Source organism: Pseudomonas sp. CCC3.1 (assembly GCF_034347405.1).
Taxonomy (GTDB): domain Bacteria; phylum Pseudomonadota; class Gammaproteobacteria; order Pseudomonadales; family Pseudomonadaceae; genus Aquipseudomonas.
Genome location: NZ_CP133778.1, coordinates 264,701 through 290,332, shown reverse-complemented (window position 1 = coordinate 290,332; position 25,632 = coordinate 264,701). Strand labels below are relative to the sequence as shown.

20 protein-coding genes and 4 pseudogenes are annotated in these 25,632 nt (G+C 59.9%); 14 read left to right on the top strand and 10 right to left on the bottom strand.

Annotated features, from left to right (window positions below; genetic code table 11):
* The first annotated feature begins 115 nt into the window (after positions 1 to 115).
* Positions 116 to 736, top strand: a complete 621-nt coding sequence (locus tag RHM56_RS01370; RefSeq protein WP_322237824.1) for a tyrosine-type recombinase/integrase — start codon at positions 116 to 118, stop codon at positions 734 to 736.
* Between the two features lie 270 nt (positions 737 to 1,006).
* On the opposite strand, the gene RHM56_RS01365 is transcribed toward RHM56_RS01370, so the two are convergent.
* Positions 1,007 to 1,309: an ArsR/SmtB family transcription factor gene (locus tag RHM56_RS01365; protein WP_025297873.1), complete on the bottom strand. Its 303-nt coding sequence runs from the start codon at positions 1,307 to 1,309 to the stop codon at positions 1,007 to 1,009.
* A gap of 83 nt (positions 1,310 to 1,392) precedes the next feature.
* On the opposite strand from RHM56_RS01365, the gene RHM56_RS01360 reads away from it, so the two are divergent.
* From RHM56_RS01360 to RHM56_RS01345, 4 genes are all read left to right on the top strand, one after another.
* Positions 1,393 to 2,484, top strand: coding sequence for an NADH:flavin oxidoreductase/NADH oxidase (locus RHM56_RS01360; RefSeq protein ID WP_013983157.1), 1,092 nt, complete (start codon positions 1,393 to 1,395; stop codon positions 2,482 to 2,484).
* Positions 2,485 to 2,610: 126 nt separating this feature from the next.
* Positions 2,611 to 3,600 carry a zinc-dependent alcohol dehydrogenase family protein gene (locus tag RHM56_RS01355; RefSeq protein ID WP_003288730.1) on the top strand — a complete coding sequence of 330 codons (990 nt, stop codon included), beginning with the start codon at positions 2,611 to 2,613 and terminating at the stop codon, positions 3,598 to 3,600.
* Between the two features lie 98 nt (positions 3,601 to 3,698).
* Positions 3,699 to 3,992 carry a putative quinol monooxygenase gene (locus tag RHM56_RS01350; protein WP_322237822.1) on the top strand — a complete coding sequence of 98 codons (294 nt, stop codon included), beginning with the start codon at positions 3,699 to 3,701 and terminating at the stop codon, positions 3,990 to 3,992.
* 10 nt (positions 3,993 to 4,002) lie between these two features.
* Positions 4,003 to 5,022 (top strand): zinc-binding alcohol dehydrogenase family protein, encoded by a 1,020-nt coding sequence (locus RHM56_RS01345; protein WP_003288728.1) that lies wholly within the window; start codon positions 4,003 to 4,005, stop codon positions 5,020 to 5,022.
* Between the two features lie 167 nt (positions 5,023 to 5,189).
* Here the strand turns inward: RHM56_RS01345 and RHM56_RS01340 are convergent.
* Both RHM56_RS01340 and RHM56_RS01335 read right to left on the bottom strand, forming a co-directional pair.
* Positions 5,190 to 6,281, bottom strand: a pseudogene (locus RHM56_RS01340) (IS1182 family transposase); the annotation flags it as partial.
* 325 nt (positions 6,282 to 6,606) lie between these two features.
* Positions 6,607 to 6,786, bottom strand: coding sequence for a hypothetical protein (locus RHM56_RS01335; RefSeq protein ID WP_162208461.1), 180 nt, complete (start codon positions 6,784 to 6,786; stop codon positions 6,607 to 6,609).
* A 422-nt stretch (positions 6,787 to 7,208) separates the two neighbouring features.
* Here RHM56_RS01335 and RHM56_RS01330 point away from each other — a divergent pair, with 422 nt between their 5' ends.
* The 5 genes and pseudogenes from RHM56_RS01330 to mobH all read left to right on the top strand — a co-directional run bounded on the left by RHM56_RS01330 (position 7,209) and on the right by mobH (position 12,609).
* Complete coding sequence (locus RHM56_RS01330) at positions 7,209 to 8,333, top strand: alkene reductase (protein ID WP_047280121.1); 1,125 nt, start codon at positions 7,209 to 7,211, stop codon at positions 8,331 to 8,333.
* A 66-nt stretch (positions 8,334 to 8,399) separates the two neighbouring features.
* A complete protein-coding gene (locus RHM56_RS01325; protein WP_003291626.1) occupies positions 8,400 to 9,383 on the top strand; it encodes an LLM class oxidoreductase in 984 nt (327 codons plus the stop codon).
* A gap of 138 nt (positions 9,384 to 9,521) precedes the next feature.
* On the top strand, positions 9,522 to 9,827 hold the full coding sequence (locus tag RHM56_RS01320) for an ArsR/SmtB family transcription factor (protein ID WP_012464920.1): 306 nt from the start codon (positions 9,522 to 9,524) through the stop codon (positions 9,825 to 9,827).
* A gap of 267 nt (positions 9,828 to 10,094) precedes the next feature.
* Positions 10,095 to 10,589, top strand: a pseudogene (locus RHM56_RS01315) (IS66 family transposase); the annotation flags it as partial.
* A gap of 178 nt (positions 10,590 to 10,767) precedes the next feature.
* Positions 10,768 to 12,609 (top strand): annotated as a pseudogene (gene mobH / locus RHM56_RS01310) (MobH family relaxase).
* A gap of 79 nt (positions 12,610 to 12,688) precedes the next feature.
* Here the strand turns inward: mobH and RHM56_RS01305 are convergent.
* The 3 genes from RHM56_RS01305 to RHM56_RS01295 all read right to left on the bottom strand — a co-directional run bounded on the left by RHM56_RS01305 (position 12,689) and on the right by RHM56_RS01295 (position 18,592).
* On the bottom strand, positions 12,689 to 15,340 hold the full coding sequence (locus RHM56_RS01305) for an excinuclease ABC subunit UvrA (protein ID WP_047280119.1): 2,652 nt from the start codon (positions 15,338 to 15,340) through the stop codon (positions 12,689 to 12,691).
* A gap of 25 nt (positions 15,341 to 15,365) precedes the next feature.
* Positions 15,366 to 17,231 carry a Na+/H+ antiporter NhaA gene (gene nhaA, locus RHM56_RS01300; RefSeq protein ID WP_322237810.1) on the bottom strand — a complete coding sequence of 622 codons (1,866 nt, stop codon included), beginning with the start codon at positions 17,229 to 17,231 and terminating at the stop codon, positions 15,366 to 15,368.
* A gap of 371 nt (positions 17,232 to 17,602) precedes the next feature.
* Complete coding sequence (locus tag RHM56_RS01295; protein ID WP_322241661.1) at positions 17,603 to 18,592, bottom strand: zinc-dependent alcohol dehydrogenase family protein; 990 nt, start codon at positions 18,590 to 18,592, stop codon at positions 17,603 to 17,605.
* Between the two features lie 140 nt (positions 18,593 to 18,732).
* On the opposite strand from RHM56_RS01295, the gene RHM56_RS01290 reads away from it, so the two are divergent.
* On the top strand, positions 18,733 to 19,629 hold the full coding sequence (locus RHM56_RS01290; RefSeq protein WP_013970892.1) for a LysR family transcriptional regulator: 897 nt from the start codon (positions 18,733 to 18,735) through the stop codon (positions 19,627 to 19,629).
* A 176-nt stretch (positions 19,630 to 19,805) separates the two neighbouring features.
* Positions 19,806 to 20,003 carry a hypothetical protein gene (locus tag RHM56_RS01285; RefSeq protein WP_023082110.1) on the top strand — a complete coding sequence of 66 codons (198 nt, stop codon included), beginning with the start codon at positions 19,806 to 19,808 and terminating at the stop codon, positions 20,001 to 20,003.
* Between the two features lie 627 nt (positions 20,004 to 20,630).
* Here the strand turns inward: RHM56_RS01285 and RHM56_RS01280 are convergent.
* A complete protein-coding gene (locus RHM56_RS01280; RefSeq protein ID WP_007182542.1) occupies positions 20,631 to 20,933 on the bottom strand; it encodes a putative quinol monooxygenase in 303 nt (100 codons plus the stop codon).
* A gap of 63 nt (positions 20,934 to 20,996) precedes the next feature.
* Here RHM56_RS01280 and RHM56_RS01275 point away from each other — a divergent pair, with 63 nt between their 5' ends.
* Positions 20,997 to 22,010: a GlxA family transcriptional regulator gene (locus tag RHM56_RS01275; protein WP_322237781.1), complete on the top strand. Its 1,014-nt coding sequence runs from the start codon at positions 20,997 to 20,999 to the stop codon at positions 22,008 to 22,010.
* Between the two features lie 204 nt (positions 22,011 to 22,214).
* Positions 22,215 to 22,409: pseudogene (locus RHM56_RS01270) on the top strand (transposase); the annotation flags it as partial.
* A 103-nt stretch (positions 22,410 to 22,512) separates the two neighbouring features.
* Here the strand turns inward: RHM56_RS01270 and RHM56_RS01265 are convergent.
* From RHM56_RS01265 to RHM56_RS01255, 3 genes are all read right to left on the bottom strand, one after another.
* Positions 22,513 to 23,865: a DUF3422 family protein gene (locus RHM56_RS01265; protein ID WP_322241659.1), complete on the bottom strand. Its 1,353-nt coding sequence runs from the start codon at positions 23,863 to 23,865 to the stop codon at positions 22,513 to 22,515.
* A gap of 167 nt (positions 23,866 to 24,032) precedes the next feature.
* On the bottom strand, positions 24,033 to 24,431 hold the full coding sequence (locus tag RHM56_RS01260; RefSeq protein WP_047280114.1) for a VOC family protein: 399 nt from the start codon (positions 24,429 to 24,431) through the stop codon (positions 24,033 to 24,035).
* A gap of 43 nt (positions 24,432 to 24,474) precedes the next feature.
* Positions 24,475 to 25,584 (bottom strand): S-(hydroxymethyl)glutathione dehydrogenase/class III alcohol dehydrogenase, encoded by a 1,110-nt coding sequence (locus RHM56_RS01255; RefSeq protein ID WP_003291553.1) that lies wholly within the window; start codon positions 25,582 to 25,584, stop codon positions 24,475 to 24,477.
* Positions 25,585 to 25,632: the final 48 nt, after the last annotated feature.

Here is a 25,632-nt window from a genome sequence, read left to right as displayed (position 1 = left end):
ATGGAGTTTGAATCGCCCCGGCTTTCCTAGATAACTTTGAGCGGCTGCTTTTGGCCGGTTAGCGACCACTTCTCTGGCTAGCCATGCTTGTCCTCCCACATGTGGAGGACTTGCCATGAACATCACTGCTACCTGCACCCGCCGGCCCTGGAACAAAGGAAAGTTGGTCGGACAGAAAACCCCGCTCCGGCTGAGAGATATCTGGGCCATCCGAGTAAGGCTTCAGCTTGCAGAACGAACCCGGGATCTGGCTTTGTTCGATCTGGCCATCGACAGCAAGCTTCGAGCCTGCGACTTAACCAAGCTCCGTGTATGCGACGTTGCTCATGGCGAGCATGTGTCATCACGAGCAATGGTTATGCAGCAGAAAACGAAGCGACCAGTGCAGTTCGAAATTACTGAGCAAACACGGTCTGCTCTCGCGGCCTGGATACACCAAGCCCAGCTCCGTAGCCAGGACTGCCTTTTCCCGAGCAGGCTGCACACCTCAGACCATCTATCCACTCGTCAATACGCTCGTATCGTCAAAGGCTGGGTGCAAGCCATTGGCCTTGATCCGGCCATGTATGGCACTCACACAATGAGACGTACAAAGGCATCACTGATCTATCGCAGGACAAAGAACTTGCGGGCCGTTCAACTTCTGCTTGGCCATACGAAGCTGGAGAGCACCGTTCGATATCTTGGGATTAAGGTCGACGACGCCTTGGAAATGGCAGAGCAGACCGAGGTTTGACCATGTATAGCGACGGTCGAAGTCAGGCCGTCGCTAACGGCCACTAGCGGCCTGTCGTAAGCGGCATAATCTGTAGACGAGCCACCGATACTGCGCACAAGCGAAACGCTCCAGCTGCTCGATTGAGGCCATCTGGGTAAGGCGTTTACGTCGGGACTAGTCATGCTTCCGCAGTCAGCGGCGAGGTAGTCCCTGAGCTCACTGGAGCCCAAGGTTTCGAAGCAGGCCGTCTTCAGCGTCTTCCTCGATGAATTGACTCTCAAGCCAGCCTTAGCCGCGCTGAGATAAGATCGTCTCGAGCAAACCAGGAAATCGATTGTTCAAATCATCCCTGCGCAACGAGTTCATATGGGTCGTGCCGATGGTTTGGGTTTGGACCAACCCGGCATCTCGCAGCACCCTGAAGTGATGGGACATGGTGGACTTTGGTCGGCCACCGTCCAATTCGCCACAGCTGGCTTCGCCCAGTTCGGCAAGGCGTCGGACGATCTCCAGGCGCACAGGATCGCTCAAGGCGTATAGCAGACGCTCGAGGACGAATTCAGTGACGGGAGGGTGTTTGTAGGGGCGCATGAACGAAGCATACACGGGTTTGCTCTATCTCCATAGTTCGAATACTATCGAATTAACGTAATAGACAACCCTCGGAGAAACCAATGTCTGCGCTGTTCCAACCCTTCACGCTTAAAGACGTCACGCTTCGCAACCGTATTGCGATTCCCCCTATGTGCATGTACTCGTCAAACGATGGCCTGATCAACGAGTGGCACAGTGTTCACTACGCCTCCCTTGCGCGTGGCGGGGCGGGGTTGGTGATTGTCGAAGCAACCGCTGTAGCGCCAGAAGGGCGGATCACTCCTGGCTGTGCGGGTATTTGGAACGATGAGCTGGCCCAGGCCTTCGTACCGGTGGTGCAGTCGATCAAGGCAGCCGGCTCGGTCCCCGGCCTGCAGATCGCCCACGCCGGTCGCAAGGCAAGCGCAAACCGTCCATGGGAAGGTGATGACCACATCGCTGAAGATGACGCCCGTGGCTGGCAGACCATCGCTCCATCGGCCATAGCTTTTGGCGGTCACCTGGCCAAGCAGCCGCAAGCCATGACGCTGGAAGACATTGCCCGTGTGCGTGAGGATTTCGTCGCAGCCGCTCGCCGTGCGCGTGACGCTGGCTTCGAGTGGCTGGAGCTGCATTTCGCCCATGGTTATCTGGCCCAGTCGTTCCTTTCCGAACACTCCAACCATCGCGATGACGCCTACGGTGGCAGTTTCGACAACCGTAGCCGCTTCCTGCTTGAAACGCTGGCGGCTGTTCGTGAGGTTTGGCCGGAGCACCTGCCGCTAACCGCTCGTCTAGGGGTTATCGAATACGACGGCCGGGACGAACAGACGCTGACCGAGGCTATCGAACTGACACGTCGCTTCAAAGATGGTGGCCTGGATCTGCTGAGCGTCAGCATTGGTTTCACCATCGCTGAAACCAACATTCCCTGGGCGCCTGGCTTCATGGGCGAAGTTGCCCAGCGCGTGAAGCGTGAGGCGGGGATACCAGTGGCTTCGGCATGGGGCTTCGGCACGCCAAGCGTTGCCGAAGAAGCGGTCAAGAGCGGTCAGCTGGACTTGGCGATGATTGGGCGAGCACATCTGGCCAATCCAAATTGGTCCTATCTTGCCGCCCAAGAGCTGGGCGTAGAGCGTGCGTCCTGGACCTTGCCGGCTCCCTATGCCCACTGGCTTGAACGCTACAAGTGATCCGTCGGGGCGAAGACGGCCGTCATGGCCTAATCGCCCGCTGCCTCAGCGCCGATGTGCGCTGGTGGCTACCTGGCTGGGCCGCTCATGGCTCGGCCCTTCCGATAGATAGCTGAGGATTACGCTATGTCTCGCGTCATACGCTTTCATCGCACCGGTGGACCGGAGGTTCTCCAGATCGACGAGATCGACGTGCCGGCTCCCGGCGCGAACGAGGTTCAAATCAACGTCAGGGCGCTCGGCATCAACCGGGCTGAAGTGATGTACCGCACAGGCCAGTACGTCATCGAACCGACGTTTCCCGCCATGCTGGGCTATGAAGCGGCTGGGACCGTATCTGCAGTGGGTCCCGGTGTGGTCGGCTTCGCTGTTGGCGATGCGGTCAGCGTAGTGCCCGCGTTCTCCTTTGACGAATACGGCTTGTACGGTGAATTGGTCAACGCGCCGGCTCACGCGGTGGTCAAACACCCGGAAGCGCTTTCTTTCACGGAAGCAGCGGCGACCTGGATGAAGTTTGTCACTGCCTATGGCGCACTGATCGAGCTTGGTGGGCTGCAGGCCGGCGAGACGGTGCTAATCCGTGCGGCGTCCAGCAGCGTGGGGCTTGCCGCTATCCAGATTGCGAACATGGTGGGCGCCGTTCCTGTCGCGCTGACCCGCACCAGCGACAAGCGCGAGGCCTTACTTCAGGCCGGGGCGGCGGCAGTCATTGCGACGCAGGAGCAGGACATGGTGGCCGAGGTCATGACGATGACTCATGGCAAAGGCGCTCGCATGGCCTTCGATCCCGTTGGCGGGCCCGAAGTGGCCTTGGTGCTCAAGGCACTGGCGAACCACGGCATCTTCTTCCAGTACGGCGCTTTGGACACTCGGGATATCCCTGTGTCGGTCATGGACCTGCTCGGCAAGCATCTGACGCTGCGTGGTTATCAGCTGTTCGAGATCACCCAGGATCGAGAAAAACTCGAACGGGCCAAGCACTTCATCAACGAAGGGCTCGCCTCTGGGCAGCTGCAGCCGGTAATCGACCGTACATTCAGCTTCGACGAGATGGCCGAGGCTCACCGGTACATGGAATCGAATGCCCAGGTGGGCAAGATTGTTGTAACGCTTTAAACCACGTGCAGGTCTTCGCGGCATGGCCGGTAGGGTCACTGTCGATAAGCCCATGCCAGCTCGATGCGTCTCTCACACATGCACAGACAGGAGGTTCGATGATCACCCCACTCACACTGGTTGCCACATTGGTCGCCAAGGCCGGCTCCGAAGATGAGCTCCAGCAGACGCTGCAGGATCTGCAAGGCGCAAGTCGCGCCGAAGCAGACTGCATCCAATACGACTTTCATAAAGATGCAGAACAGCCTCGCACCTTCCATATGGTTGAGCAGTGGCGAGACGAAGCGGCGCTGACTGCGCACGAGGCCACCCCGCATTTCCAGGCAGCGCTGCCCGTCATCGAACGCGCCGCCGAAAAATTCTCCGTCATGAAAATGTACCGCGTCTCCTGAGGAGCTCCGAATGAAAGCCATTGCACACTTCAAATGTCTGCCTGTTGAGAACCCTGACGCCCTCGTGGAGATCGATCTACCCGAGCCAGTGCCGGGGCCGCGCGACCTGCTGGTAGAAGTCAAGGCCGTATCGGTCAACCCGGTCGATACCAAAGTCCGCCAGGGCTACGTGCCGCATACAGACGAAACACAGCCGCGCATCCTCGGTTGGGACGCTGCCGGCGTGGTCAAGTCGGTCGGTTCCGACGTAACGCTGTTCAAGCCCGGTGACAAGGTGTGGTACGCCGGGTCGCTGATCCGCCCGGGCAGCAACAGTGAGTTGCAGCTGGTAGACGAGCGCATTGTCGGATCGATGCCACAGTCGCTGGAGTTCGCCCAGGCCGCGGCGCTTCCCCTGACGTCTCTGACCGCTTGGGAATTGCTATTTGATCGCCTCGGCGTAGCGCGCGACACCACCGACCGTGGCGAAACGCTGCTGATCATTGGCGCTGCAGGCGGGGTGGGTTCAATCATGACTCAGCTGGCGCGTCAGTTGACCGGCCTGACCGTCATTGGTACGGCTTCGCGCCCTGAAACCCAGGCCTGGGTCACCGAACTCGGCGCCCATTACGTGATCGATCACACCAAGCCACTGAGCGAAGAGCTCAAGCGCATCGGCCTTCCGCAGGTCAGCTACGTCGCAAGCCTGACGCAGACCGATCGGCATTACGAGCAGATCATCGAGTCACTGAAGCCACAGGGCAGGTTGGGCCTGATCGATGACCCGGCCACGCTGGACGTCGTACCGCTCAAACGCAAGAGCCTGTCGCTGCACTGGGAGCTGATGTACACGCGCTCGCTGTACGAGACCGAGGACATGCAGGAGCAGCACAACATCCTCAATGAAGTGGCCCGCCAGATCGATGCGGGTGTGTTGCGCACCACCGTTGGCGAAAACTACGGGCGTATCAGCGCCGAAAACCTACGTCGCGCCCATGCCTTGCTGGAGAGCGGCAAGGCAAAGGGCAAGATCGTTCTGGAGGGCTTCTGACGGTATCTGGCTACCGGCTCATGCGGTAGGTAGCCAATGCTGGATTCAAGAGTAGCGCCCATGAGCGATTCAGTGAGCGCCTTGAAATGCCTCCTATTGAGATCGTCTCGCAAGACCATCACCCAGCCGTCAACGACTTCATCCGAAACGTCCAACTAATAGGAATTCATGCCTTTTTCAACGCTGGAGAAACGCCAGATCAGTGCCTCTCCAGCCGGGCAGGTGTATTCGTTTTTCGTCGCGTCATAAACGAAGGCATCTTTGTTGAACCGTCCTTCTGCCTTGGCGCTTGAAGTCATCGGCTTTGGTACATAGGCGGTGATGTTTGCGTCATGGCAGGCCAAGATTTCTTCGCTTTTGAAGTAGCCTCGGTCGGCGACTACCGACAACGTTTCTGCGCCGATGGCTTCACGAGCGTGCTTCGCCATTGAACTGAGCTGGTCACGGTCGGAGCCTCTATTGGTGACCTCGTGAGCAACTATCAGGTGATGCTGCGTATCGACAGCCGTCTGCACGTTGTAGCCGACGATACCGCTGCCGCGCGTCATCATTGAGCGGGCATCCGGGTCGGTCAGCGAAACCTGTTTGTCTGGCGATTCGTTGAGCTGAGCTTCGACCCCCTGAAGCTCTTTCATCTGCGCTTTGAGCTTGGCGATTTTATCTTCCAGGCTGGCAGTGTCTGGCGCGGAGGCGCTAGGAATCTGTCGATCAGCCACATCGAGCGCAGCCAAATAACGGCTTATGCTCGTCTCGATTTCTTCCATGCGCCGCTTCAGTTTGGCGCTGGTGAAATTCCGGTCTCGGTTGTTCACCGCCTTGAATTTACTGCCGTCGATGGCAACCAGGTTTTCGCTAAAAAGGCCCAACTGCTGGCAGAGCAAAACGAACTGGCGGCAAACGCCACGAATGGCTTTGCTGTTGTCTTTTCGGAAGTTGGCGATGGTCTTGAAGTCGGGCATCAATCGCCCGGTTAACCACATGAGTTCGACATTGCGCTGAGCTTCTCGCTCAAGACGCCGGCTCGATTGAATGCGGTTTAGATAGCCATAGATATAGATCTTCAGCAGGATCGCAGGGTGGTAAGCCGGTCTTCCGGTTTCGGCTGGAATGACGCCATCAAAACCTAGCGTGGCTAGGTCGAGTTCGTCGACGAAAACGTCGACCACGCGCACTGGGTTGGTATCGCTGACGTAATCGTCGAGGCTTTCGGGGAGTAAGGTGCTTTGACCTCGGTGTTCACCCTGGATAAACCGTTTCATGGGCGTCCCTTGCGATGACAGTCTCAGAAATCATAGCAAGGGTTTGTACGGGCGTTTTTACACACTCTGGGCCGCAAGCTGCCAGTGAGCAACCCATGTGCGCAATATTACATAACAGACACCCGGGCATCCACGACGTAAAGTTAGAAGCCGCTATCGAAACCAAAGCTAGATACAAACGCTCTATGGCCTGAGGAATTCCTCTGATTGTCCGCTGAAATGACCACATCACCTCAGCCGTCAGCGACCTCAGACCTACGATCCAAGTCTCGCTGATCATTAAGGGCCACGGCGTCCGCACGCATTCGAGCAGGCACTGTATCTCTCAGCTTTGAAAAGTCAGCATCGCTTGCAGGCTTTGGGCATCAAGGAATTCGTCAATCAGAAGCTGATTAGCGTCATCGATATTGACGCGCCGTTCTAACTTCATCTGCACATCAACGCAAACATCAATACCTGATGCAACCAGCCTCCTTGATGAAAAAATCAAGGGAGCTGGCTGCATAGGCAACCCTGGCGCGAAGCACGGCGCGCTCCCAGCTGATCCAGAAGTGAGCTGCAAGGGCGTGGAACCATGCGTACGTGCCGGAAGCAATATTAATATATTGACATATATGAATATCGAGAATAGTCTACCCATAACCGCGCTAGAAACCCCAGGAGGTAGTCCCATGAAAGATTCCAGCGATACCCATCCGAATCACCTTCCCGACAGCAGCTACGGCCTGTTTATTGACAACCAGTGAGTTTCGGACAAATACGGTGAAGCCCTCGACATTATCAACGCCACAGCTGCCGACGTCGCCCGCGCGGTGCAGGGCGCACAGCGCGCCTTCGTGACCTGGACCGCTCGGGCTCTTCTGACCTCGTTGATCCATGTTTTTTTGACTTATAACATCGAATATTTTAGATATGCAGGTAAACGAAATGTCACAATCAGAACTTTTCAAAACCACTCAGCTGGGCCCATACACCCTTAAGAACCGTATCGTTCTGCCGCCACTGACGCGCTCGCGCAGCTCCCAACCCGGCAATATTGCGAACGACCTAATGGCCACCTATTACCGTCAGCGCAGCGGTGCTGGCTTCATGGTGACCGAGGGCACACAGATCGAACCCCGAGGACAGGGTTATGCCTGGACACCTGGCATTCATAGCCCGGAACAGATACAAGGCTGGCGTAAGGTCACCGACGCTGTTCACGCCGAAGGGGGGGTGATCTTTGCTCAACTTTGGCATGTGGGCCGCGTGTCGCACACATCGCTGCAACCCGGTGGTGAAGCGCCCGTCGCGCCATCAGCCATCCGCGCGGACAACGTCAAGGTGTTCATCGAAACTGGCCCCGGCACGGGTACACTGGCCGACCCTTCGACCCCACGAGCCCTGTCCACCAAGGAGGTAAAGGAACTGGTTGAGCTCTACGCCCAAGCAGCCCGAAATGCTTTGGACGCAGGTTTTGACGGGGTGGAGCTTCACTGCGCGAACGGGTACCTGGTAAACCAGTTCATTTCGGCCCATACCAACCAGCGTGATGATGAATATGGCGGTTCGCTGCAGAACCGTCTTCGCTTCCTGCGCGAAATCACCCTCGCTGTTGCTGGTGTGGTCGGCAAGGAGCGCGTTGGCGTTCGCTTCGCCCCGCTGTTCGCGACCACAGACGAAGACCGCGTCTACCTTGGTCTAGTCGAAGAAGATCCTCATCAAACCTACATCGAGGCAGTGAAGATCCTCGAGGAAGTGGGCATTGCCTACCTGTCGCTCGCCGAAGCCGATTGGGAAAACGCACCCGAGCTGCCTGAGACGTTCCGGGAAGCTGTTCGTAAGACCTTCAGCGGCAAGATTATCTATGCCGGCAAGTACACCGCTGAACGAGGAAATCGCGTGATAAAAGCTGGCTGGGGCGATCTGATCGCTTTTGGCCGCCCCTTCATTGCGAACCCCGACCTGCCCGCTCGTATCGCCAACAACTGGCCGCTTAACCCAGTTGATCCAAGCACCATGTACGGCGGTACCGATAAAGGCTACACCGACTACCCGACTTACAAATCCTAAACGCTCAATGCCACGCCCCATAACTCAGGGGCGTGGCTCAGCGATTGTTGACCGAGGAAGTTAAGCATGTACCAACCGAGCACGATCCCCTACCAAGAGCATAGGGGATTCAAACGAACCTTCAGGCAGGGTCATCTAAGCCTTGGGCTGTTCTTTCCCCTGGAGGCTTTCGAAGGTGATACACCGAGCATGCTAGATCAGGTCGCGCTGGCCAAACGTGCAGAGGCACTTGGTTTTTCGGCGCTCTGGTTTCGCGACGTCCCACTCAGGGACCCAAGCTTCGGCGATGTCGGCCAGGTTTTCGACCCTTGGGTGTATCTGGGCTACATGGCAGCCCATACAACAAAAATCGCACTAGGCACCGCCTCCATCGCCCTTACTTTGCGTAATCCCTTGCACACGGCAAAGGCCGCAGCGAGCATTGATCAGTTGAGCGGAGGTCGCTTGCTCCTGGGAGTAGCCTCTGGCGATCGTCCCGTGGAGTTTCCCGCATTCAGCATTGATCCAGAACAGCGTGGCGAGACCTTTCAAGAAAACCTCAATGTGATACGCCAAGCCCATCGAACACACTTCGAGCCCATTCGCTGGAGTCACGGCGAGTTACTGGGGGCCGATCTCGTTCCCAAACCTACGACTCGGGAAATACCGCTATTCGTAACCGGACACAGCCGCCAGCCGCTCGATTGGATCGCGCGTGAAAGCCATGGATGGATCAACTATCCACGTCCGCCAAAAATGCAGCGACTCATCGTGGAAGATTGGCGACAGGAAACGGCTAAACAATGTGGCACTATCTACAAGCCGTTCTTGCAATCGCTGTATATCGACCTGGACGAACACCCATCCACGCCACCCTCGCCTATCCATCTAGGATTCCGACTGGGACGTAACCACCTGCGGGCCTTGCTGGATACACTTCAGGAAATCGGTGTAGATCACGTCATCCTGAACCTCAAGTATGGTAAACGCCCCGCAGCAGAGGTTATCGAGGAACTTGGCAAACATATCGTCCCGCAATTCGGCGCACAGGTGCCCGATAGTCCTACCTGACAGGGCAATAGGATTCCAGTCCAAACCAGCCCGTCATTGCGACGGGCAGGCGCGCAGAGATCATGGCGAAGCCTTCCAATTTGATGCGCGAATCAGGAAGATATCTAGATATCGAAAAAAACAGGTCTCAAAAAATTCATGACTATTGACGTTAACGAAGCCCTGAAAGCATTGGCGAACCCGACGCGCCTTGCCATCCTCAATTGGCTCAAGGATCCCAGGACAGTCTTTCCCGAGCAGGAAGTCGACCCAGAAACGGTAGGCGTGTGCGTCAGTATCATCCAAGAGCGCACGGGCCTCTCGCAGTCAACGACATCGCTTTATCTCGCAGCTCTACAGCGCGCGCAATTGGTGACATCGCAGCGGATCGGCCCCTGGACCTACTACAAACGCCACGATGAGAATATCGATGCCTTCTTCAAGGCGCTGCAAGAAAGAATCTAGGGCTGCACACCCTTGTATTTCTGACTGATTTCAGTCTTTGCCGATGTCAAAAACAGCAATCTGACCAAATAACGATCAGATCATCCGAAGCTTCGAGTGATCGAATAGCATTACCAGTGATGCGGTGCGCGGAAAAAACGCTCCTATAGCAAAACTGCCACTTGACAACGCTGAAACCAGGGGCTGTACACGCAAAAGACAGCACACTCCAGAGAGGGACGCGAAGCCCTTCAAGTGCTCTTCTACGGCCAACCTTCTTTAGGGGGCAGCCGCCACGGCGTCGACATCCCACGCCAGCCCCTGGCGCGTTGGGTGATCCAAAGTGGCGAGCAACTGCAACCGTTGCTCAACCTGATGCGCGACAAGCTGCTGGACTACCCCGTGTTGCACTGCGACGAAACGCGCTTGCAGGTGCTGCATGAACCGGGACGCGACCCCTCGGCACAATCCTGGATGTGGGTGCAAAGCGGTGGGCCGCCGGACAAGCCGGTGATCCTTTTCGACTACACAGCCAGCCGCGCGCAGGAGGTGCCGCTACGCCTGCTCGATGGCTACCGCGGCTACCTGATGACCGACGACTACGCCGGTTACAACGCCGTGGCTGCACGCGACGGCATCGAACGCCTGGGCTGCTGGGCGCATGCGCGACGCAAGTTCGTCGAAGCCCAAAAGGTGCAGCCCAAGGGCAAGACTGGGCGTGCCGACGTGGCGCTGAGCCTGATCAACAAGCTCTACGGCATCGAGCGTGACCTGAAGGACGCTGACCATTCCACTCCAGCGGGTTCCCCATTGACGCTGGAGCCGCATCCCATTTCCCGCTATACCGAAGCGGTTAAAGGCCAAAGGGCCGAAAAGGCAAGGGAATGGGAGTGCAAGGGGAAAGGCCCTACCTCGAAAAGACGAAAAGGCATCCCGGCCGGCCCCCCCAGAGGACACCCACATGCTCTCCCTGTTCCAGCGAAAACGGCCTCCGGTCACTGCCCCATCACCAGCGCCCGCCACCGACCTCCCCAAAGGGCTGCTACGGCCCGAATCGGCCGCATCGCTGCTGGCGACACCGCGCCGACAGAAGCTGCTGGAACACATCTGGCAGCGCACGTCGCTGTCGCGCCGGCAGTTCGCCACGCTGTACCGCACGCCGCTGGAGCGCTACGCCGAGCTGGTCCAGCAATTCCCCGCTTCCGAGAGCCATCATCACGCTTACCCCGGCGGCATGCTGGATCACGGGTTGGAGATCGTCGCCTATGCGCTCAAGCTGCGGCAGTCCCATCTGTTGCCCATCGGCGCCAGCCCCGAAGACCAGGCGGCGCAGTCGGAAGCCTGGACCGCCGCCGTTGCTTACGCCGCGCTGCTGCACGACATCGGCAAGGTGGCCGTCGATCTGCTGGTCGAGCTGGCAGACGGCTCGCTGTGGCATCCCTGGCACGGCCCGCTGCACCAGTCGTACCGCTTCCGCTACCGCGAAGACCGCGAGTACCGGTTGCACAGCGCCGCAACAGGGCTGCTCTACCGCCAATTGCTCGATGGTCCGCTCCTAGACTGGCTCAGCGGCTATCCGTCTCTGTGGGCACCATTGCTCTACGTCTTGGCCGGGCAGTACGAGCACGCCGGCGTGCTGGGTGAACTGGTCGTGCAGGCTGATCGCGCTTCTGTGGCACAGGAACTGGGCGGCGATCCCGCGCGCGCCATGGCCGCGCCCAGGCACGCGCTGCAACGCAAGCTGCTGGACGGGCTGCGCTTCCTGCTCAAGGAACAGTTGAAGCTGAATCAGCCGGAAGCCTCCGATGGCTGGCTCACTGAGGATGGGCTGTGGCTGGTGAGCAAGACTGTCTCGGACAAGCTGCGCGCGCACCTGCTGTCTCAGGGGATCGACGGCATTCCTGCGAACAACACCGCCGTCTTCAACGTGCTGCAGGACCACGGCATGCTCCAGCCTACCTCAGACGGCAAGGCGGTCTGGCGCGCGACCGTGACCAGTGCGACCGGCTGGTCCTACTCGTTCACCCTGTTGCGCCTCGCGCCCGCGCTGATCTGGGAATCCGGCGAGCGGCCAGCGCTTTTCGCAGGCACGGTGGCGATCGACACGACGCCAGCGGAAATCAACGGCGGTGCACCAGGCACACCGCCCGCGGTCGTGGGGCAGCCAGCACCCGAAGGTCAGGAGACTCCCCCTTGGGAATGCCCTCGCAGCGATACCGCCTTGCCGACTGCGGCCCCGCCCGTGCCTGACGTCATGGAGGACATGCTGGCGATGGTTGGATTGGATGGCACGGCCGACATGGGGAAGGGTGAAGATCCAGTGGAGAAAGTCCCTGCCCCAACCACAGCCGCAGCGTCTCCCTTGCCACTTACCCCTGCGCCTGGACCTGCATCAACTCCAACAGTCGCGATACCATCCGGGGAGCATTTCATGACGTGGCTGCAACAGGGAGTCGCCGCGCGGCGACTCATCATCAACGACGCCAAGGCGCTCGTGCATACGGTGAGCGACACCGCCTACCTGGTCAGTCCCGGCGTGTTCCAGCGCTATGCGCAGGAACATCCCCAGGTGGATGCGCTGGTCAGGCAAGACAAGCAACCGGATTGGCAGTGGGTGCAAAAGCGCTTTTAGAAACTGCAGCTACACCGCAAGCACCCAAATGGCCTGAACATTTGGACCTGTGAAGTCACGGGCCCGAGGAAGTCCCGCCGACTGCATGGCTACCTCCTCGAAAATGGGTCCTTGGTATTCGCCGAAATACCACCCAACAATCCCTATCTTGCTCTGACTCAGGAAGGATGACGCGACTCGGGCAGCGACCGTCACCACCGTATGGCGACGATCAATGCCCCGCGAAGCTGGCAACATTTGGCAAACTAAGCTACTCGGCCCGCGCCAACTCCCGTGCAAGGAACGGAGCGGTTCGGCTGCCAGACTTTCGGGCCACCTGCTGAGGGGAACCCGCCACCACGATGCTGCCGCCGGCAGCGCCCGCGCCTGGCCCTACGTCAATCATCCAGTCGGCTTGGGCCACCGCACGCATGTCGTGCTCGATCATCACTACGGTATTGCCGGAATCGACCAGGCGCTGCAACTGCACCAGCAGCCGGTCGGCATCCGACGCGTGCAGCCCGGTGGTCGGCTCGTCGAGCACGTACAGGCTTCGGCCGCGCTGGCTGCGCTGAAGCTCGGTCGCCAGCTTGATGCGCTGCGCCTCGCCACCGGAAAGCTCAGTGGCTGGTTGTCCCAGGCGCAGATAGCCCAGTCCGATGTCGCGCAGCAGTTGCAGGGGCCTTGCCACCGCGTCTTCACCCGCGAAGAATTCGCTGGCCTCGTCCACGGTCATCTGCAGCACCTCGGCGATGTTGCGCCCGTTCCACTGCACCTTCAGCGTGGCCTCGTTGTAGCGCGCGCCATGGCAGGTCGGGCACGGCGCGTACACGCTGGGCATGAACAGCAGTTCCACGCTAACGAAACCCTCGCCCTCGCAAGTCTCGCAGCGCCCCTTGGCGACGTTGAACGAGAACCGTCCGGCATCATAGCGGCGGCGTCGAGCATCGGGCGTGGCGGCGAACAGCTTGCGCACATGGTCGAACAGACCCGTGTAGGTAGCCAGGTTCGACCGCGGCGTGCGCCCGATCGGCTTCTGGTCAACCTGCACCAGGCGCTGTATGGCGTCCACGTCGCCCGCCAGATGGCCGCCGGTCGCTTCGACCACTGCCGGCCCTTCGCTGGTGGCGCTTTCGGCGGCATCGTCTTCAGGCTCGTGGCCCAGGTGCAGCAGCATCAATTCCGGCAGGGCCTGCGCGATGAGGCTGGATTTGCCGGAGCCAGAGATGCCGGTAACGGCTGTCAGCACGCCCAGCGGAATGCGCGCATCCACGCCATGCAGGTTATGGCGGTGGATGCCCTGCAGCTCCAACCAGCCGGTCGCTTCGCGTGCTCGGCTTCCGGGTGCGGGAATTTCGTCAAACAGGTAACGTGCAGTACGCGATTCGGCAATCTTGCGCAGGCCATCCGGCTCGCCGCTGTAGAGCACGCGGCCGCCACGCTCCCCGGCATCCGGCCCGACATCCACGAGCCATTGCGCGCGGCGCATCAGGTCCAGATCGTGCTCCACCACAAACACCGAGTTGCCCGCGTCGCGCAGCCGGTCGAGTGCATCGTACAGGGCCTGGCTGTCGGAGGGATGCAGGCCCGCCGAGGGTTCGTCGAGTACGTACACGACGCCGAACAGCAGGGAACTTAATTGCGTGGCCAACCGCAAGCGTTGCAACTCGCCGGCCGAAAGCGTCGGCGTGGCCCGGTCCAGCGTCAGGTAGCCCAGGCCTAGCTCGCGCAGTTGGCGCAGGCGCGCCATCACGCCTCCAGCCAGGCGCTGTGCGGCGAGGCGCTTTTCTTCCGACAGCGCGGAGGTATGGCGCACGTCGGGCGATACCGCATGGACCGCATGGCCGGTGGCAGCGCGTTCGGCACGCTCGCGCCGGGTCGCTTCCTTGTCCGTAGCCGCACCCGCTGCATGGGCGCGGAAATCGCCCTGTGCGATGGGTTCGAGCAATGCCGCCAAGTGGTCCAGCGGCATCTGCATAAACGCGCCGATGTCCACCCCAGCGAAGGTGACCGACAGCGCTTCGGGCTTGAGCCTCTTGCCGTGGCAGGTAGGGCACGGTTTGCCCTCCATGAACCGGGATACGCGCTTTCTCATCAGCGCGCTCTGGGTATTGGCGAAGGTGTGCAACACATACCGCCGGGCGCCGGTGAAGGTGCCCATGTAGCTCGGCTCCATCTTGCGTTTGAGCGCGGAGCGGGTTTCGGCAGGCGTGAAACCGGCGTACACCGGCACCGTTGGTGTTTCCTCGGTGAACAGAATCCAGTCGCGATCCTTTTTCGGCAGGTCCTTCCACGGCCGGTCAACGTCGTAGCCCATGCTGACCAGGATGTCGCGCAGGTTCTGGCCCTGCCAGGCGGGTGGCCAGGAAGCAATCGCCCGCTCACGGATGCTCAGGGAGGGGTCGGGCACCATGAGCGCCTCGGTCACCTCGTACACATGACCCAAGCCGTGGCAGGCCGGGCACGCCCCCTGCGGCGTGTTCGGCGAAAAATCCTCGGCGTACAGCATTGGCTGGTTGGCGGGATAGGTGCCGGCGCGCGAATACATCATCCGCACCAGGCTGGACAGGGTGGTCACACTGCCCACGGAGGAACGCGCATTGCTGGACCCCCGCTGCTGCTGCAGCGCCACCGCTGGTGGCAGGCCGTCGATCGCATCTACGTCCGGCACGCCCGCCTGGTCGATCAGGCGCCGTGCATAGGGGGCCACCGACTCAAAATAGCGTCGCTGTGCCTCGGCATAGATGGTGCCGAAGGCCAGCGAGGACTTCCCGGAGCCGGAGACACCCGAGAACACCACCAGCGCATTCCGCGGGATAGAGACGTCCACCTCTTTGAGGTTGTTCTCGCGCGCGCCACGCACCTGCACGAGGCCGCTGGCCGCAGCGGTACAAGAGGATTCACCGAAAGAATTGCTTGGCATGTTCTTATCCTGTAGTTCGCCCCGCTCAGGACGGGACTTCCTGAGTGCGAGGGCCGCGGCGACTGGCTTCGAGCACTGCGGTGAGAGTGCGGGCGTCGTAACTGCCGAGCAGACGACGACCCTGGATGAAGAACGTAGGAGTGACGTGCGCACCGCTGGCGACCGCGCTGACGAGGTCACGCTCGACACGCTCTATCACTGCGGGACTGTCGAGATCCGCGATGAACCGATCGATGTCAAGACCCAGCTCGGCGGCGTAGCCGATCAAGTCCTCTCGCTCCAGCGCATGCTGACGGGTGAACACGAAGTCCAGCCACGGCCAGAACATCCCCTGGTTCGATGCCGCCTCGGACGCCCGCGCGGCGATCGGCCCGTGGGGGTGGTGCGGCAACTGGCGCACCACATACCGCAGGTCGTCCCCGAAGTGGGCGCGCAGATCGTCCCACGAACCGGTGGCGTGTGCACAGTACGCGCACTCGAAGTCAATGTACTCCACGAGCGTGAGCTGGGCGTCCTCCGGACCGCGGATGTGATCGACTTCCGGATCGACTGGTGGCTCAAGTACCATCGGCAAATCGGCAGTCTCCTCCCCCCACTTGAGAGCGGCGACCTTGAATATCAGCCACCCGAGCAACGTGGCGAACACCATCGACACGAGCACGCCGACCGTCGCCTGGCGGCCCAGGTCCGAGGTCGTGCCGAACGCGAGCCCGATGATGAGCAGCGACACGGTGAACCCGATCCCGGACAGCGCCGCCCCACCGAACACGCTCCCCACCCCGACGCCCTCGGGCAGCCGGCCCAGGCCGAGACGGATGGCGACGAGCGTGATGAGCCCGATGCCCAGGAGCTTGCCGAGCACGAGCCCTGCGATGACGCCCCACGTGACTGGCGAGCCAAAGGCCTCGGCGAGCAGCCCGCCACGCAGGTCCACCCCGGCGTTCGCCAAGGCGAACACCGGCACGATCAGCAGCGCCGTCGGCAGCCGCAGGAACTCGTGCAGCCGCTCATTCACCGAGATACCCTGGGACAGCCCGCAGTCCACCGCGCGGGCCGATGCGGCACTCGGAGACTGCCAGAAGTCACGGAACAACTGTCTTGCCGCAACGACCCCGTGACGTTGCGTCGCATAGGCGGGGATCAGCAGCCCCGCGGCCATCCCGGCGAGGGAGGCATGGATGCCGGAATACACGGTTGCGAACCACAGCACGATCACGATCAACACATACGGCGTCGCCCGCCACTGGCGGGTGCGCCCCAACAACCACAATCCAACGAGGCTGGCGAGGGCGATAAGCAACGGGACGATCCGGATCTCCTCGCTATAGACGATGCCGATGATGGACACTGCGAGGAAGTCATCGACCACGGTCAGGGTGAGCAGGAACACGCGCAACTGACCCGATAGCCGCGGGCCGACGATCGCCAAGGTGCCCAGCATGAACGCCGTATCGGTGCCGACCACCGCACCCCACCCGTGCAGGCCCTCACTTCCGGCTAGTTTCACGATCAGGACATACACCAGCGCGGGAAGCACGACTCCCGTGACCCCCGCGATCAGGGCGAGGCGGGCACGGCTGCGGTCACGGAGCGATCCGTGGGCGAACTCCTGACGCACCTCCAGTCCGATCAGGAAGAAGAAGACGACCATCAGGCCGTCGTTGACCCAGTGATGCAGATCCATGTGTAGGCGCAGTGGCCCGAAGTTGAACCCGACGTCTAGGTGCCACAACTCGAAATAGGCGTTAGATAGCGGCGAGTTCGCCCACACGAGCGCCACAACCGTGACGATCACCAGCAGCACCGCAGCGCCAGACTCCGTGCGTAGATAGTGGGCAACGCGTCTCCGTCTGATATGCGCCGAGGACTCACCAAAAGAAGAGGCTGGCATGTGCTTATCCTGTAGTTTGTGAGATCACGATGGGCAGGTTTCGGATGGACCGATCAGGCGTCCGCCTCTGGCGGCGTCTCATCATCGAGCGAGCGCAGCCAAGCGAGTCTTTCTCCCAGCCTGCGCTCAACACCTCTGTCCGTTGGCTGATACCAACCCGGCCGCGCCACGCCCTCGGGAAAATAGGTTTGCCCAGCGGCATAAAAGGCTAGAAATGGTGTCCACTTAAATCAGGTGGACACCATCGCCTTTGGCGTCGGGGCCAAGAAGGTGTGTTGGCCGGACGGATACACAGAATCGGCCAAAAGCGGTCATCAGGGCTGGCTTGAATCGGGGCCGAAGGATTACGCTCTCAGCCCCATAATTGCTGGTCAGACAGTTACCACGATCTTGCCGATCTGCTGATTGGCTTCAAGGAAACGATGGGCATCCTGGATGTCGCTAAGTGTGAATGTCTTTGCGATGATCGGGCGCAACGCACCGGACTCCAACCCTTGCAGAATAAAAGCCTTTGCTCTCTCTAGGGCTTCAGGGTCGGCCACAATCTCTGCGTAGAGATAGCCCTTCAAAGTCAGGCTTTTGCCCAGCACGGTAAACAGTGGGAATGGTGTCGGTTCAGAGCTAAGTGCGCCGTACTCCAGCAAAATTCCGCCCCGCGCCATGCTCTGCGTGAGAGGTTCCAAGGACGGCCCGCCTACAGGATCGAATACAACGCGAACGCCTTGACCGGCAGTTATCGTCATAACACGCTCGACGATATCCTCTTCATCGCTGACGATGACATGCGCAGCGCCTGCATCAAGTAGGGCTTGCTTCTTCGCGTGAGTTCGAGTGATCGCAATCGATGTGGCGCCGACCATACGAGCCATTTGGAAGGCGGCCAAGCCAACACTGCTTGACGCGGCGGTAACGATGACAAAATCGCCCTGACGTAGCTTCGCCTGTTCAATCAATCCCCCCCAGGCGGTGACGTACTGCATCCAAGACGCCGCAGCCTCTTCAAAGGACAAGTTCTCAGGGCTCTTTACCACCAGGTGGGCCGGTACATTGGCCAACTCGCCGTAGGTGCCCCAGCGAGCAATATCCAGAGGTGGGATCAGAGCGACCGAGTCACCAATCGTGATCTCGGTTACGTCGCTCCCAACTGCCGTTACGATGCCTGCGGCCTCGTAGCCTAAGCGGCTGGGGAACTCCGCTTCTTGTAGGTATGCGTGATTGCGGAACATCACTTCGGCTCGGTTCAAGCCAAAAGCTTTAACACTAATTTGCACCTCGTTTGCTGCTGGTGCCGATACTTCCAGATCTTCCAGCTTCAGAACGCTGGCGTCACCGTATTCATGAATTCTGACAATGCGTGCCATCATAAATACCTCGTTTATCAATGGGCCTCGACGTACATCCGGAAGGTATCCGGGCACTCGAAAGGTGTCAAAAATTTAGTCATTGGTTGGCGCTAGATAAATGCCTACGATGGCGTATTACTAGAAACAGAGTGTTTATAATGGATCGCCTGACCCAGATGGCCACGTTCGTCAAAACAGTTGAGCTGGGTTCATTCAGCGCCGCTGCGGACGACCTGAATCTGTCCCCTCAATTGGTAGGGAAACAGGTGAAAATGCTCGAACAACATCTGGGTGTTTCCCTGCTGCACCGGACTACGCGCAGGCAAAGCCTCACCGACTTCGGCAGGGCGTTCTACCCGCGAGCAAAACTGATCCTTGCAGACATGCAGTCTGCCGAGAGCCTGGCTGCCCTCACTCGGGGCACACCAAGCGGCCGCCTTCGCATCAACGCGCCGGTCACGTTCGGAATCCGCACGCTTTCGCCACGCCTGCTGGAATACATGGTTCGGTATCCTCAGGTGTCTGTTGACCTAACGTTATCGAACGAACTGGTCGATATCGTTGATGATGGTTACGACGTGGTATTTCGCATCGGCGAGCTGGCGAGCAGTGGGTTGAAGGCATTGCCACTGGAGCCCTATCAGATGGTTTTATGCGCTGCGCCGTCCTATCTTGCACGTCGCCCTCCCATCATCAATCCGTGGGATCTACAGCAGCAGGAATGTCTGGGGTTTACCTATTCTGATGGCCGCTCACACTGGAGCTTCGACAGCCCGGAGGGGCGTATAGATGTTCCTATTACAAGCAAATTAACGATCAATCAAGGTGATCCACTGCTGGCAGCGGCTGTAGCTGGTCTAGGCGTGGTTCTACAGCCGATAGAGTTGGTTAGCGATGCACTGCGCGATGGGACACTGGTGCGTCTGTTGCCGCAGTACCCGGTGCCGAATACCGCAATGCACATCCTCTATGCCCCTGACCGAAGAATGACTCCAAAGCTGCGCAGCTTCTTGGAGTTTGCGCGTGAGGCTTTTGGGCAGCGAGGCCCTCTCTAACGCACGAAAATCAATGTCTGCGCTATCCGGTATTCGTAAAGGACGACGATTACCGTGGCTCACCGGATATGACCAAGCACCCCTTGCTGAGGAAGTACCTGCTGTAGCACTTCGCGGCGGAAGTCGAAGAACTGAAAGATGCCATGTTCGTTGGCTTGGGGCCGTAGGTCCAGAGCGTGCTGGACCGCCTGATCCAGGAGCGGGTTCTGAATCCCGACCGGGTGATTGCCGGCATGCTGCACCCCTCCGGAAACTGCACCTACCGGATCAACTACCTCATCGGCGACAGAAGCGCGCTGGTCCCGCACGCCACCAGCCCTGTGCCTTACGACCAGGTCCGGCGAGCATTTCGGGAGCGGTTCGTCACCGCCTGATCGAACGTCGGATGAGTGGATGCTGACGCGGGTTCAATTCCCAAACGGGAATTGAACTGGCGCCCTGTCTGATGCGCTCGGTTGGTGACCCGACCAGGGCAGAACTGGTAGGATTGCGGGCATCAAGGTCCGGATTCCGCACCTTTCCGCAGGAGTTTGCAGCGGTCGCAAGGCGCTGAGTTACATAGGTTTGGCGCAGGGTTCCACCCCACCGAGCCCCTGCAGGAGTTCGAATCGTTACGCCCCCCCAGAAACCCTCACTAGCCCGAACGGCCCGAACGGCCCGATGCTAGGTCGTTGATTTTCAACAAATCGCTCGATCGATCCGCGCTTGCGGACTGCGGACTTCCAATGGGCCGGAAATCTGGCTCGCCCAGACGGCTCTCGGTACCGACACGTTGCAAACAGTCGGTACTTCTCGATAACTACCCGACGAATCGGAACATCACAGCCAGCCCTGATGTTGCCCCTGCTTGCTGACGCAGCTTGGAAGTTCTGGCTGCAATATTGCCCCCCAATCGCTGTGGAAGGTAGCTCCCTGGGCAAGTGCAATCGAGGGGGGGATCGCTGCGTAGAGCTTGTGCCCCCCATCCTGCAGCGTGACCTGATTTGGTCAAGGCCGGGTTGTCATGCAGGCAGTTTGGCTGCAAGCAGTTCGACCTTCTCGATATTGGGCGGAGAACTGAGCAAGGTCGCGGCGTTGGCCATCAAGGCCGCGGCGATCTGGCCGTTCAGATGTGCTTGGCGACCTGCCTCATCGGCAAAGGCATCGAACACACCGAACGTCGAAGGGCCAAACTTCAATGCGAACCAGGCAGTGGTGCCGGACTCGGCGTTGGCGAGCGGCAGTGCGCTGGCCAGGAAGTCGGCAAGCGCAGCCTCCTGGCCGGGTTTGGCTTCGAGGCGAACAAACAGGGCGAGCTTGGTCATACTGTAATCCTTTGGGTAACTGGGTTAGATGAATGGATCGACGAGCCTGCAGTCTAAGTCTTCATGACAGCCATCTCTATAGACAATAATGACAACATTGATATCATTGTTGCCATGAAAATCCACATCCTTGTTTGTGATGGCGTGTTTGATCTGGGGCTTGCGGCGCTCACCGACACAGTGGGCTTGGCCAATGCGATGTCGGGCTCGCTGCCACAGGCTCCCGCGCACATAGAGCTCACGCTGGTGGGCGTGCGGCGTCGCATCCGAACTGCGCAAGGCTTGACGGTCCCCGTGGTCACTGCGCGTGGTGTGCCGGAACCAGACGTCGTGCTCGTGCCCGCGTTTGGTGAAAAGATGCCTGACACGCTCTCGGCTCGGCTCACACGCCCCGACGTGCCCGATGCGGTCGCCGTGCTACAGCAGTGGTCCGCCGCTGGCGCGCACCTTGGTGCCGCCTGCTCCGGTAGTTTCTTGCTTGCAGAGAGCGGCCTGCTTGATGGGCATCGTGCGACGACGTCATGGTGGCTGGGGCCGATGTTTCGGCAGCGCTATCCGAACGTCACGCTGGACGAGTCACGCATGATCGTGAACTCGCCACGCTTCACAACCGCGGGTGCCGCTTTGGCCCACGTCGACTTGGCCTTGCGCATCATCCGCGGGCGCAGTCCGGCGCTGGCGGCCCTGGTGGCACGCTATCTGCTGGTCGAGGCACGCAGTTCGCAAGCCGAGTTCGTGATTCCCGACCACCTTGCGCATGCCGACCCGATGGTGGAGCGCTTCGAGTGCTGGGCCAGAAGTCGGCTCGCGAAGGGGTTCTCGCTCGCCGAGGCGGCCAGCGCCGCGGGCACAAGCGAGCGCACCTTGGCGCGGCGGCTGCAAAGCGTTTTGGGCAAGACACCGCTGTCGTATTTCCAGGACCTGCGCGTGGAGCATGCCGTCCATCTCTTGCGCACCGGAAACGCCAGCGTCGATCAGGTCGCCGCACAGGTCGGGTATTCGGATGGGGCGACCCTGCGATCCCTGTTGCGCCGCAAGCTGGGCCGGGGTGTCAGGGAGTTGCGACGCGGTGGATGACCAGAGGCGTTTGGTGTATGTACAGCTGGAGACCGCCGGGAAACTGACGCAGGCCAAACGGCGCATTTGGACCTGATAAAACTACTGCGCCACGTTATTTGAACTGGTTTGCTAGGGTCTGTTGCCATTTCGCGCTAACCCATTGATCTATAAGAGCAAGCCCGTATCGTTGAAGCTCTGACCCAACATCGATACGAGCTTGCAATGCCCCGATTACTGCTCAGCGATGAGCATTGGTCGAAGCTGCGGGAAATTCTGCTGCACAAGGCCATCTACAACAAGCGTGATCTACGAATGACCGTGGAGGGCATGCTGTACCGCATGCGCACGGGATGTCCCTGGAGAGACCTGCCCAAGGCGTTTGGCTACTGGAATAAGGTCTACAAACGCTTCAATGCAGGCCGCAGCGGTACAAGAGGATTCACCGAAAGAATTGCTTGGCATGTTGTTCTCCTCTGTTCAAACGGACGGCGCAGCTATCGCGCGCCAGGACGGCAGCTCGTCAGGAAGATTTCTCTTCCGCCGCCGTGTCGCTGTGGGCGTGTCTTATCCTGCGGACGATCCACCAGATCGTCAGCATCACCGCAGGTACCAGAACCGCCATCACCGGCGCCACGCTGTCGTGAACGATCGGAATGCCCTTGAGCAGGTAGCCGAGAAGACTCACGACGTAATAAGAAATTGCCGCGACCGACAGGCCTTCGACGGTTTGCTGAAGGCGCAATTGCAACTTGGCCCGGTTGTTCATCGAAGCCAGCAGATCGCGGTTCTGGCGTTCAAGTTCGACGTCGATCCACGAACGCAGCAACGCGATGGCTCGGGTCAGTTTGTCGGAGAGCTTGGCCTGGCGCTCCTTTACGGATTGGCACGTCCGCATGGCTGGAGCGATGCGACGCTGCAGGAAGTCCGCCCAGGTGCTGTATCCGGATACGGCCACTTCTGAAAGCGCAGCCAGCCTTTCCTCGACGATCTCGTAGTAGGCACGGCTGGCGCCGAAGCGATAGAGATTTGCCGCGACGCCAGCTTCCAGTTCGGCGGCCAGACCGGTCAATTCGGAAAGCAGCACGTCGCTATCGCGGCGTTCTACCAAACTCGTACACATCTCGTCAGTGATCGCTGCAAGGCGCGACTCCATGCGTCGCAGCTCCGACGTCATCGATCGCGTCAACGGCAGAGACAGCAACGCCAAGGTACGGTACGTCTCGATCTCCAATAGACGTTGAGCCAGCGCACCTGCCCGCGCCGGGGTCAAATCACGAGCAAGGATGAGGATCTGCGTCAGGCCATCCTCATCCTGTCGGAAGTCGGTCAAGATGGCGGCAGAGCCGTTCTCTACCAGCGAGTAGCACAGGCTGGCAGGATCGAAGCGATCAGCCTTCTTCTCCGTTTCTGGCATCCACGGAAGAAGTCTCAAGCGGATGCCGGATACGACCGGGCCCGGAGGAACAAATCCATGTTTGAAGGGATTTTCTCCGCAAGGCTCTCCCGTCTTGGAATCCAGCGAAGCGCACCAGAGATACGTAGAGAACTCGGTGTGCTTTTCACAGTGAAGGTCTCCCTCATCCCATGTCACGCCGTGTAGCGGCGTAGCGTGGTCGGGCTCGGCAACGCCGAAGCGATGAGATAACTCGCTCATCGCCATCTGATCCCTGGCCTGGTCGCCTTCGGTCATGAAAGAGAGCTGCAATATACCGCGGGGGGCCTGAAGCAACAGATGCGGGCGCGCATGCACTTCACCCACGGCTGCAGCACGATCGGCATAGGCCGGCATGCCGTACACGGTGGCGGTCGGGGTGGGTTGTACGGTCGTCGTATTGATATTGGCCGGCTCTTTCTTAACGACCTCATTTCTCATTGGTTGAAAAGCACGCTTCAAAACAAATGCCCGCAGCCATGCGTTTCACACATGGCTGCGGGCCGATCTTCATGAGCAGGCACCGCGTTACACAGTCCATCTAACAGGCTCGCCGTATAATAGAGGCTTGTGCTGACCCTGTCAGAACGCTCTCAGCTTCCTTGCTTTCAGACGAAGGTGTACGAGCAGACCTTGTTGCCCGCCGGATCACGCAGGTAGGCCGCATAGGCACCCGGCAGGTGACCACGTGCGCCAGGTTGGCCCTCGTCAGTGCCGCCTGCGGCAAGGCCGGCGGCGTGGAAGGCATCCACTTCAGCGGGAGTGGCGGCCGCAAAGCCGATCGTCACGCCGTTGCTGGAAGGCGCTTCACCATTGCCCGGGCGGGCGATGATGAAAGCCGGCTTTTCGCGACCGAAAAGTACCCATCCGTTGTTGAAAGGACCGAGGTTCTTGATGCCAAGAGCACCCAGAGCGGCGTCGAAGAACGCGACCGACTTCTGAAGGTCGGCAGCGCCGATAAAGATGTGCGAAAAGATGCCATCGCCAGAAATGACAGGAGTGGACATGATTAATTTCCTTGGTGGTTGGCGTTGAATGGGTAGTGGGCGGTCAGTAGTGGATCACCGTGCGAATCGACTTGCCTTCATGCATCAGGTCGAAGGCCTTGTTGATGTCGTCGAGGCCCATGGTGTGGGTGACGAACGGGGCGAGATCGATCTCGCCTTTCATTGCGTCCTCCACCATGCCGGGAAGTTGAGTGCGGCCCTTGACCCCGCCGAAAGCCGAGCCCTTCCAGGTGCGACCGGTGATCAACTGGAACGGGCGCGTCGAAATTTCCTTGCCTGCACCAGCCACGCCGATGACGATCGACTGGCCCCAGCCACGATGTGCTGCTTCCAGTGCCGAGCGCATCACGTTGACGTTGCCGATGCACTCGAAGGTGTGATCGACACCCCAACCGGTCATCTCGATGAGAACCTCGTGAATCGGCTTGTCGAAGTCCTTCGGGTTGAGGCATTCGGTCGCGCCGAAGGTACGAGCCAGCTCGAACTTCGCTGGATTGGTGTCGATGGCGATGATGCGACCTGCCTTGGCCTGGCGTGCCCCCTGAATCGCAGCGAGCCCGATGCCGCCGAGGCCGAAGATGGCCACAGAGTCACCCGGCTGAACCTTGGCCGTGTTGTGAACAGCGCCGATGCCGGTGGTCACACCGCAACCCAGCAGGCAGACATGCTCGGGATTGGCGTCCGGGTTGATCTTGGCCAGCGAGACTTCGGCCACCACAGTGTATTCGCTGAAGGTCGAGCAGCCCATGTAGTGGTAGATCGGCTGGCCGTTGTAGCTGAAGCGGGTGGTGCCATCGGGCATCACGCCCTTGCCCTGGGTGGCGCGCACCGCCACGCACAGGTTGGTCTTGCCGCTCTTGCAGAACAGGCACTCACCGCACTCGGCGGTGTACAGCGGGATCACGTGGTCACCCGGCTTGACCGAGGTCACGCCCTCGCCGACCTCGACCACGATGCCGGCGCCCTCATGGCCCAGCACCGCCGGGAACACGCCTTCCGGGTCCTCGCCCGACAGGGTGAAGGCGTCGGTATGGCAAACGCCGGTATTCGTGATCCTGACAAGCACCTCGCCCTTGCGCGGCGGCTCGACGTCGATCTCGACGATTTCCAGTGGCTTTCCAGGCCCGAAGGCAACTGCTGCACGTGATTTCATGATGTCGCTTCCTTTACTAGCTAACTAAATTTTCCCTCACCGAGGGCA

Excerpts from the sequence above, each read along its gene's own strand:
- RHM56_RS01370 (WP_322237824.1), top strand. The coding sequence starts at position 116 with ATGAACATCACTGCTACCTGCACCCGCCGGCCCTGGAACAAAGGAAAG.
- RHM56_RS01365 (WP_025297873.1), bottom strand. The coding sequence starts at position 1,309 with ATGCGCCCCTACAAACACCCTCCCGTCACTGAATTCGTCCTCGAGCGT.
- RHM56_RS01360 (WP_013983157.1), top strand. The coding sequence starts at position 1,393 with ATGTCTGCGCTGTTCCAACCCTTCACGCTTAAAGACGTCACGCTTCGC.
- RHM56_RS01355 (WP_003288730.1), top strand. The coding sequence starts at position 2,611 with ATGTCTCGCGTCATACGCTTTCATCGCACCGGTGGACCGGAGGTTCTC.
- RHM56_RS01350 (WP_322237822.1), top strand. The coding sequence starts at position 3,699 with ATGATCACCCCACTCACACTGGTTGCCACATTGGTCGCCAAGGCCGGC.
- RHM56_RS01345 (WP_003288728.1), top strand. The coding sequence starts at position 4,003 with ATGAAAGCCATTGCACACTTCAAATGTCTGCCTGTTGAGAACCCTGAC.
- RHM56_RS01335 (WP_162208461.1), bottom strand. The coding sequence starts at position 6,786 with ATGCAGCCAGCTCCCTTGATTTTTTCATCAAGGAGGCTGGTTGCATCA.
- RHM56_RS01330 (WP_047280121.1), top strand. The coding sequence starts at position 7,209 with ATGTCACAATCAGAACTTTTCAAAACCACTCAGCTGGGCCCATACACC.
- RHM56_RS01325 (WP_003291626.1), top strand. The coding sequence starts at position 8,400 with ATGTACCAACCGAGCACGATCCCCTACCAAGAGCATAGGGGATTCAAA.
- RHM56_RS01320 (WP_012464920.1), top strand. The coding sequence starts at position 9,522 with ATGACTATTGACGTTAACGAAGCCCTGAAAGCATTGGCGAACCCGACG.
- RHM56_RS01305 (WP_047280119.1), bottom strand. The coding sequence starts at position 15,340 with ATGCCAAGCAATTCTTTCGGTGAATCCTCTTGTACCGCTGCGGCCAGC.
- nhaA (WP_322237810.1), bottom strand. The coding sequence starts at position 17,231 with ATGCCAGCCTCTTCTTTTGGTGAGTCCTCGGCGCATATCAGACGGAGA.
- RHM56_RS01295 (WP_322241661.1), bottom strand. The coding sequence starts at position 18,592 with ATGGCACGCATTGTCAGAATTCATGAATACGGTGACGCCAGCGTTCTG.
- RHM56_RS01290 (WP_013970892.1), top strand. The coding sequence starts at position 18,733 with ATGGATCGCCTGACCCAGATGGCCACGTTCGTCAAAACAGTTGAGCTG.
- RHM56_RS01280 (WP_007182542.1), bottom strand. The coding sequence starts at position 20,933 with ATGACCAAGCTCGCCCTGTTTGTTCGCCTCGAAGCCAAACCCGGCCAG.
- RHM56_RS01275 (WP_322237781.1), top strand. The coding sequence starts at position 20,997 with ATGACAGCCATCTCTATAGACAATAATGACAACATTGATATCATTGTT.
- RHM56_RS01265 (WP_322241659.1), bottom strand. The coding sequence starts at position 23,865 with ATGAGAAATGAGGTCGTTAAGAAAGAGCCGGCCAATATCAATACGACG.
- RHM56_RS01260 (WP_047280114.1), bottom strand. The coding sequence starts at position 24,431 with ATGTCCACTCCTGTCATTTCTGGCGATGGCATCTTTTCGCACATCTTT.
- RHM56_RS01255 (WP_003291553.1), bottom strand. The coding sequence starts at position 25,584 with ATGAAATCACGTGCAGCAGTTGCCTTCGGGCCTGGAAAGCCACTGGAA.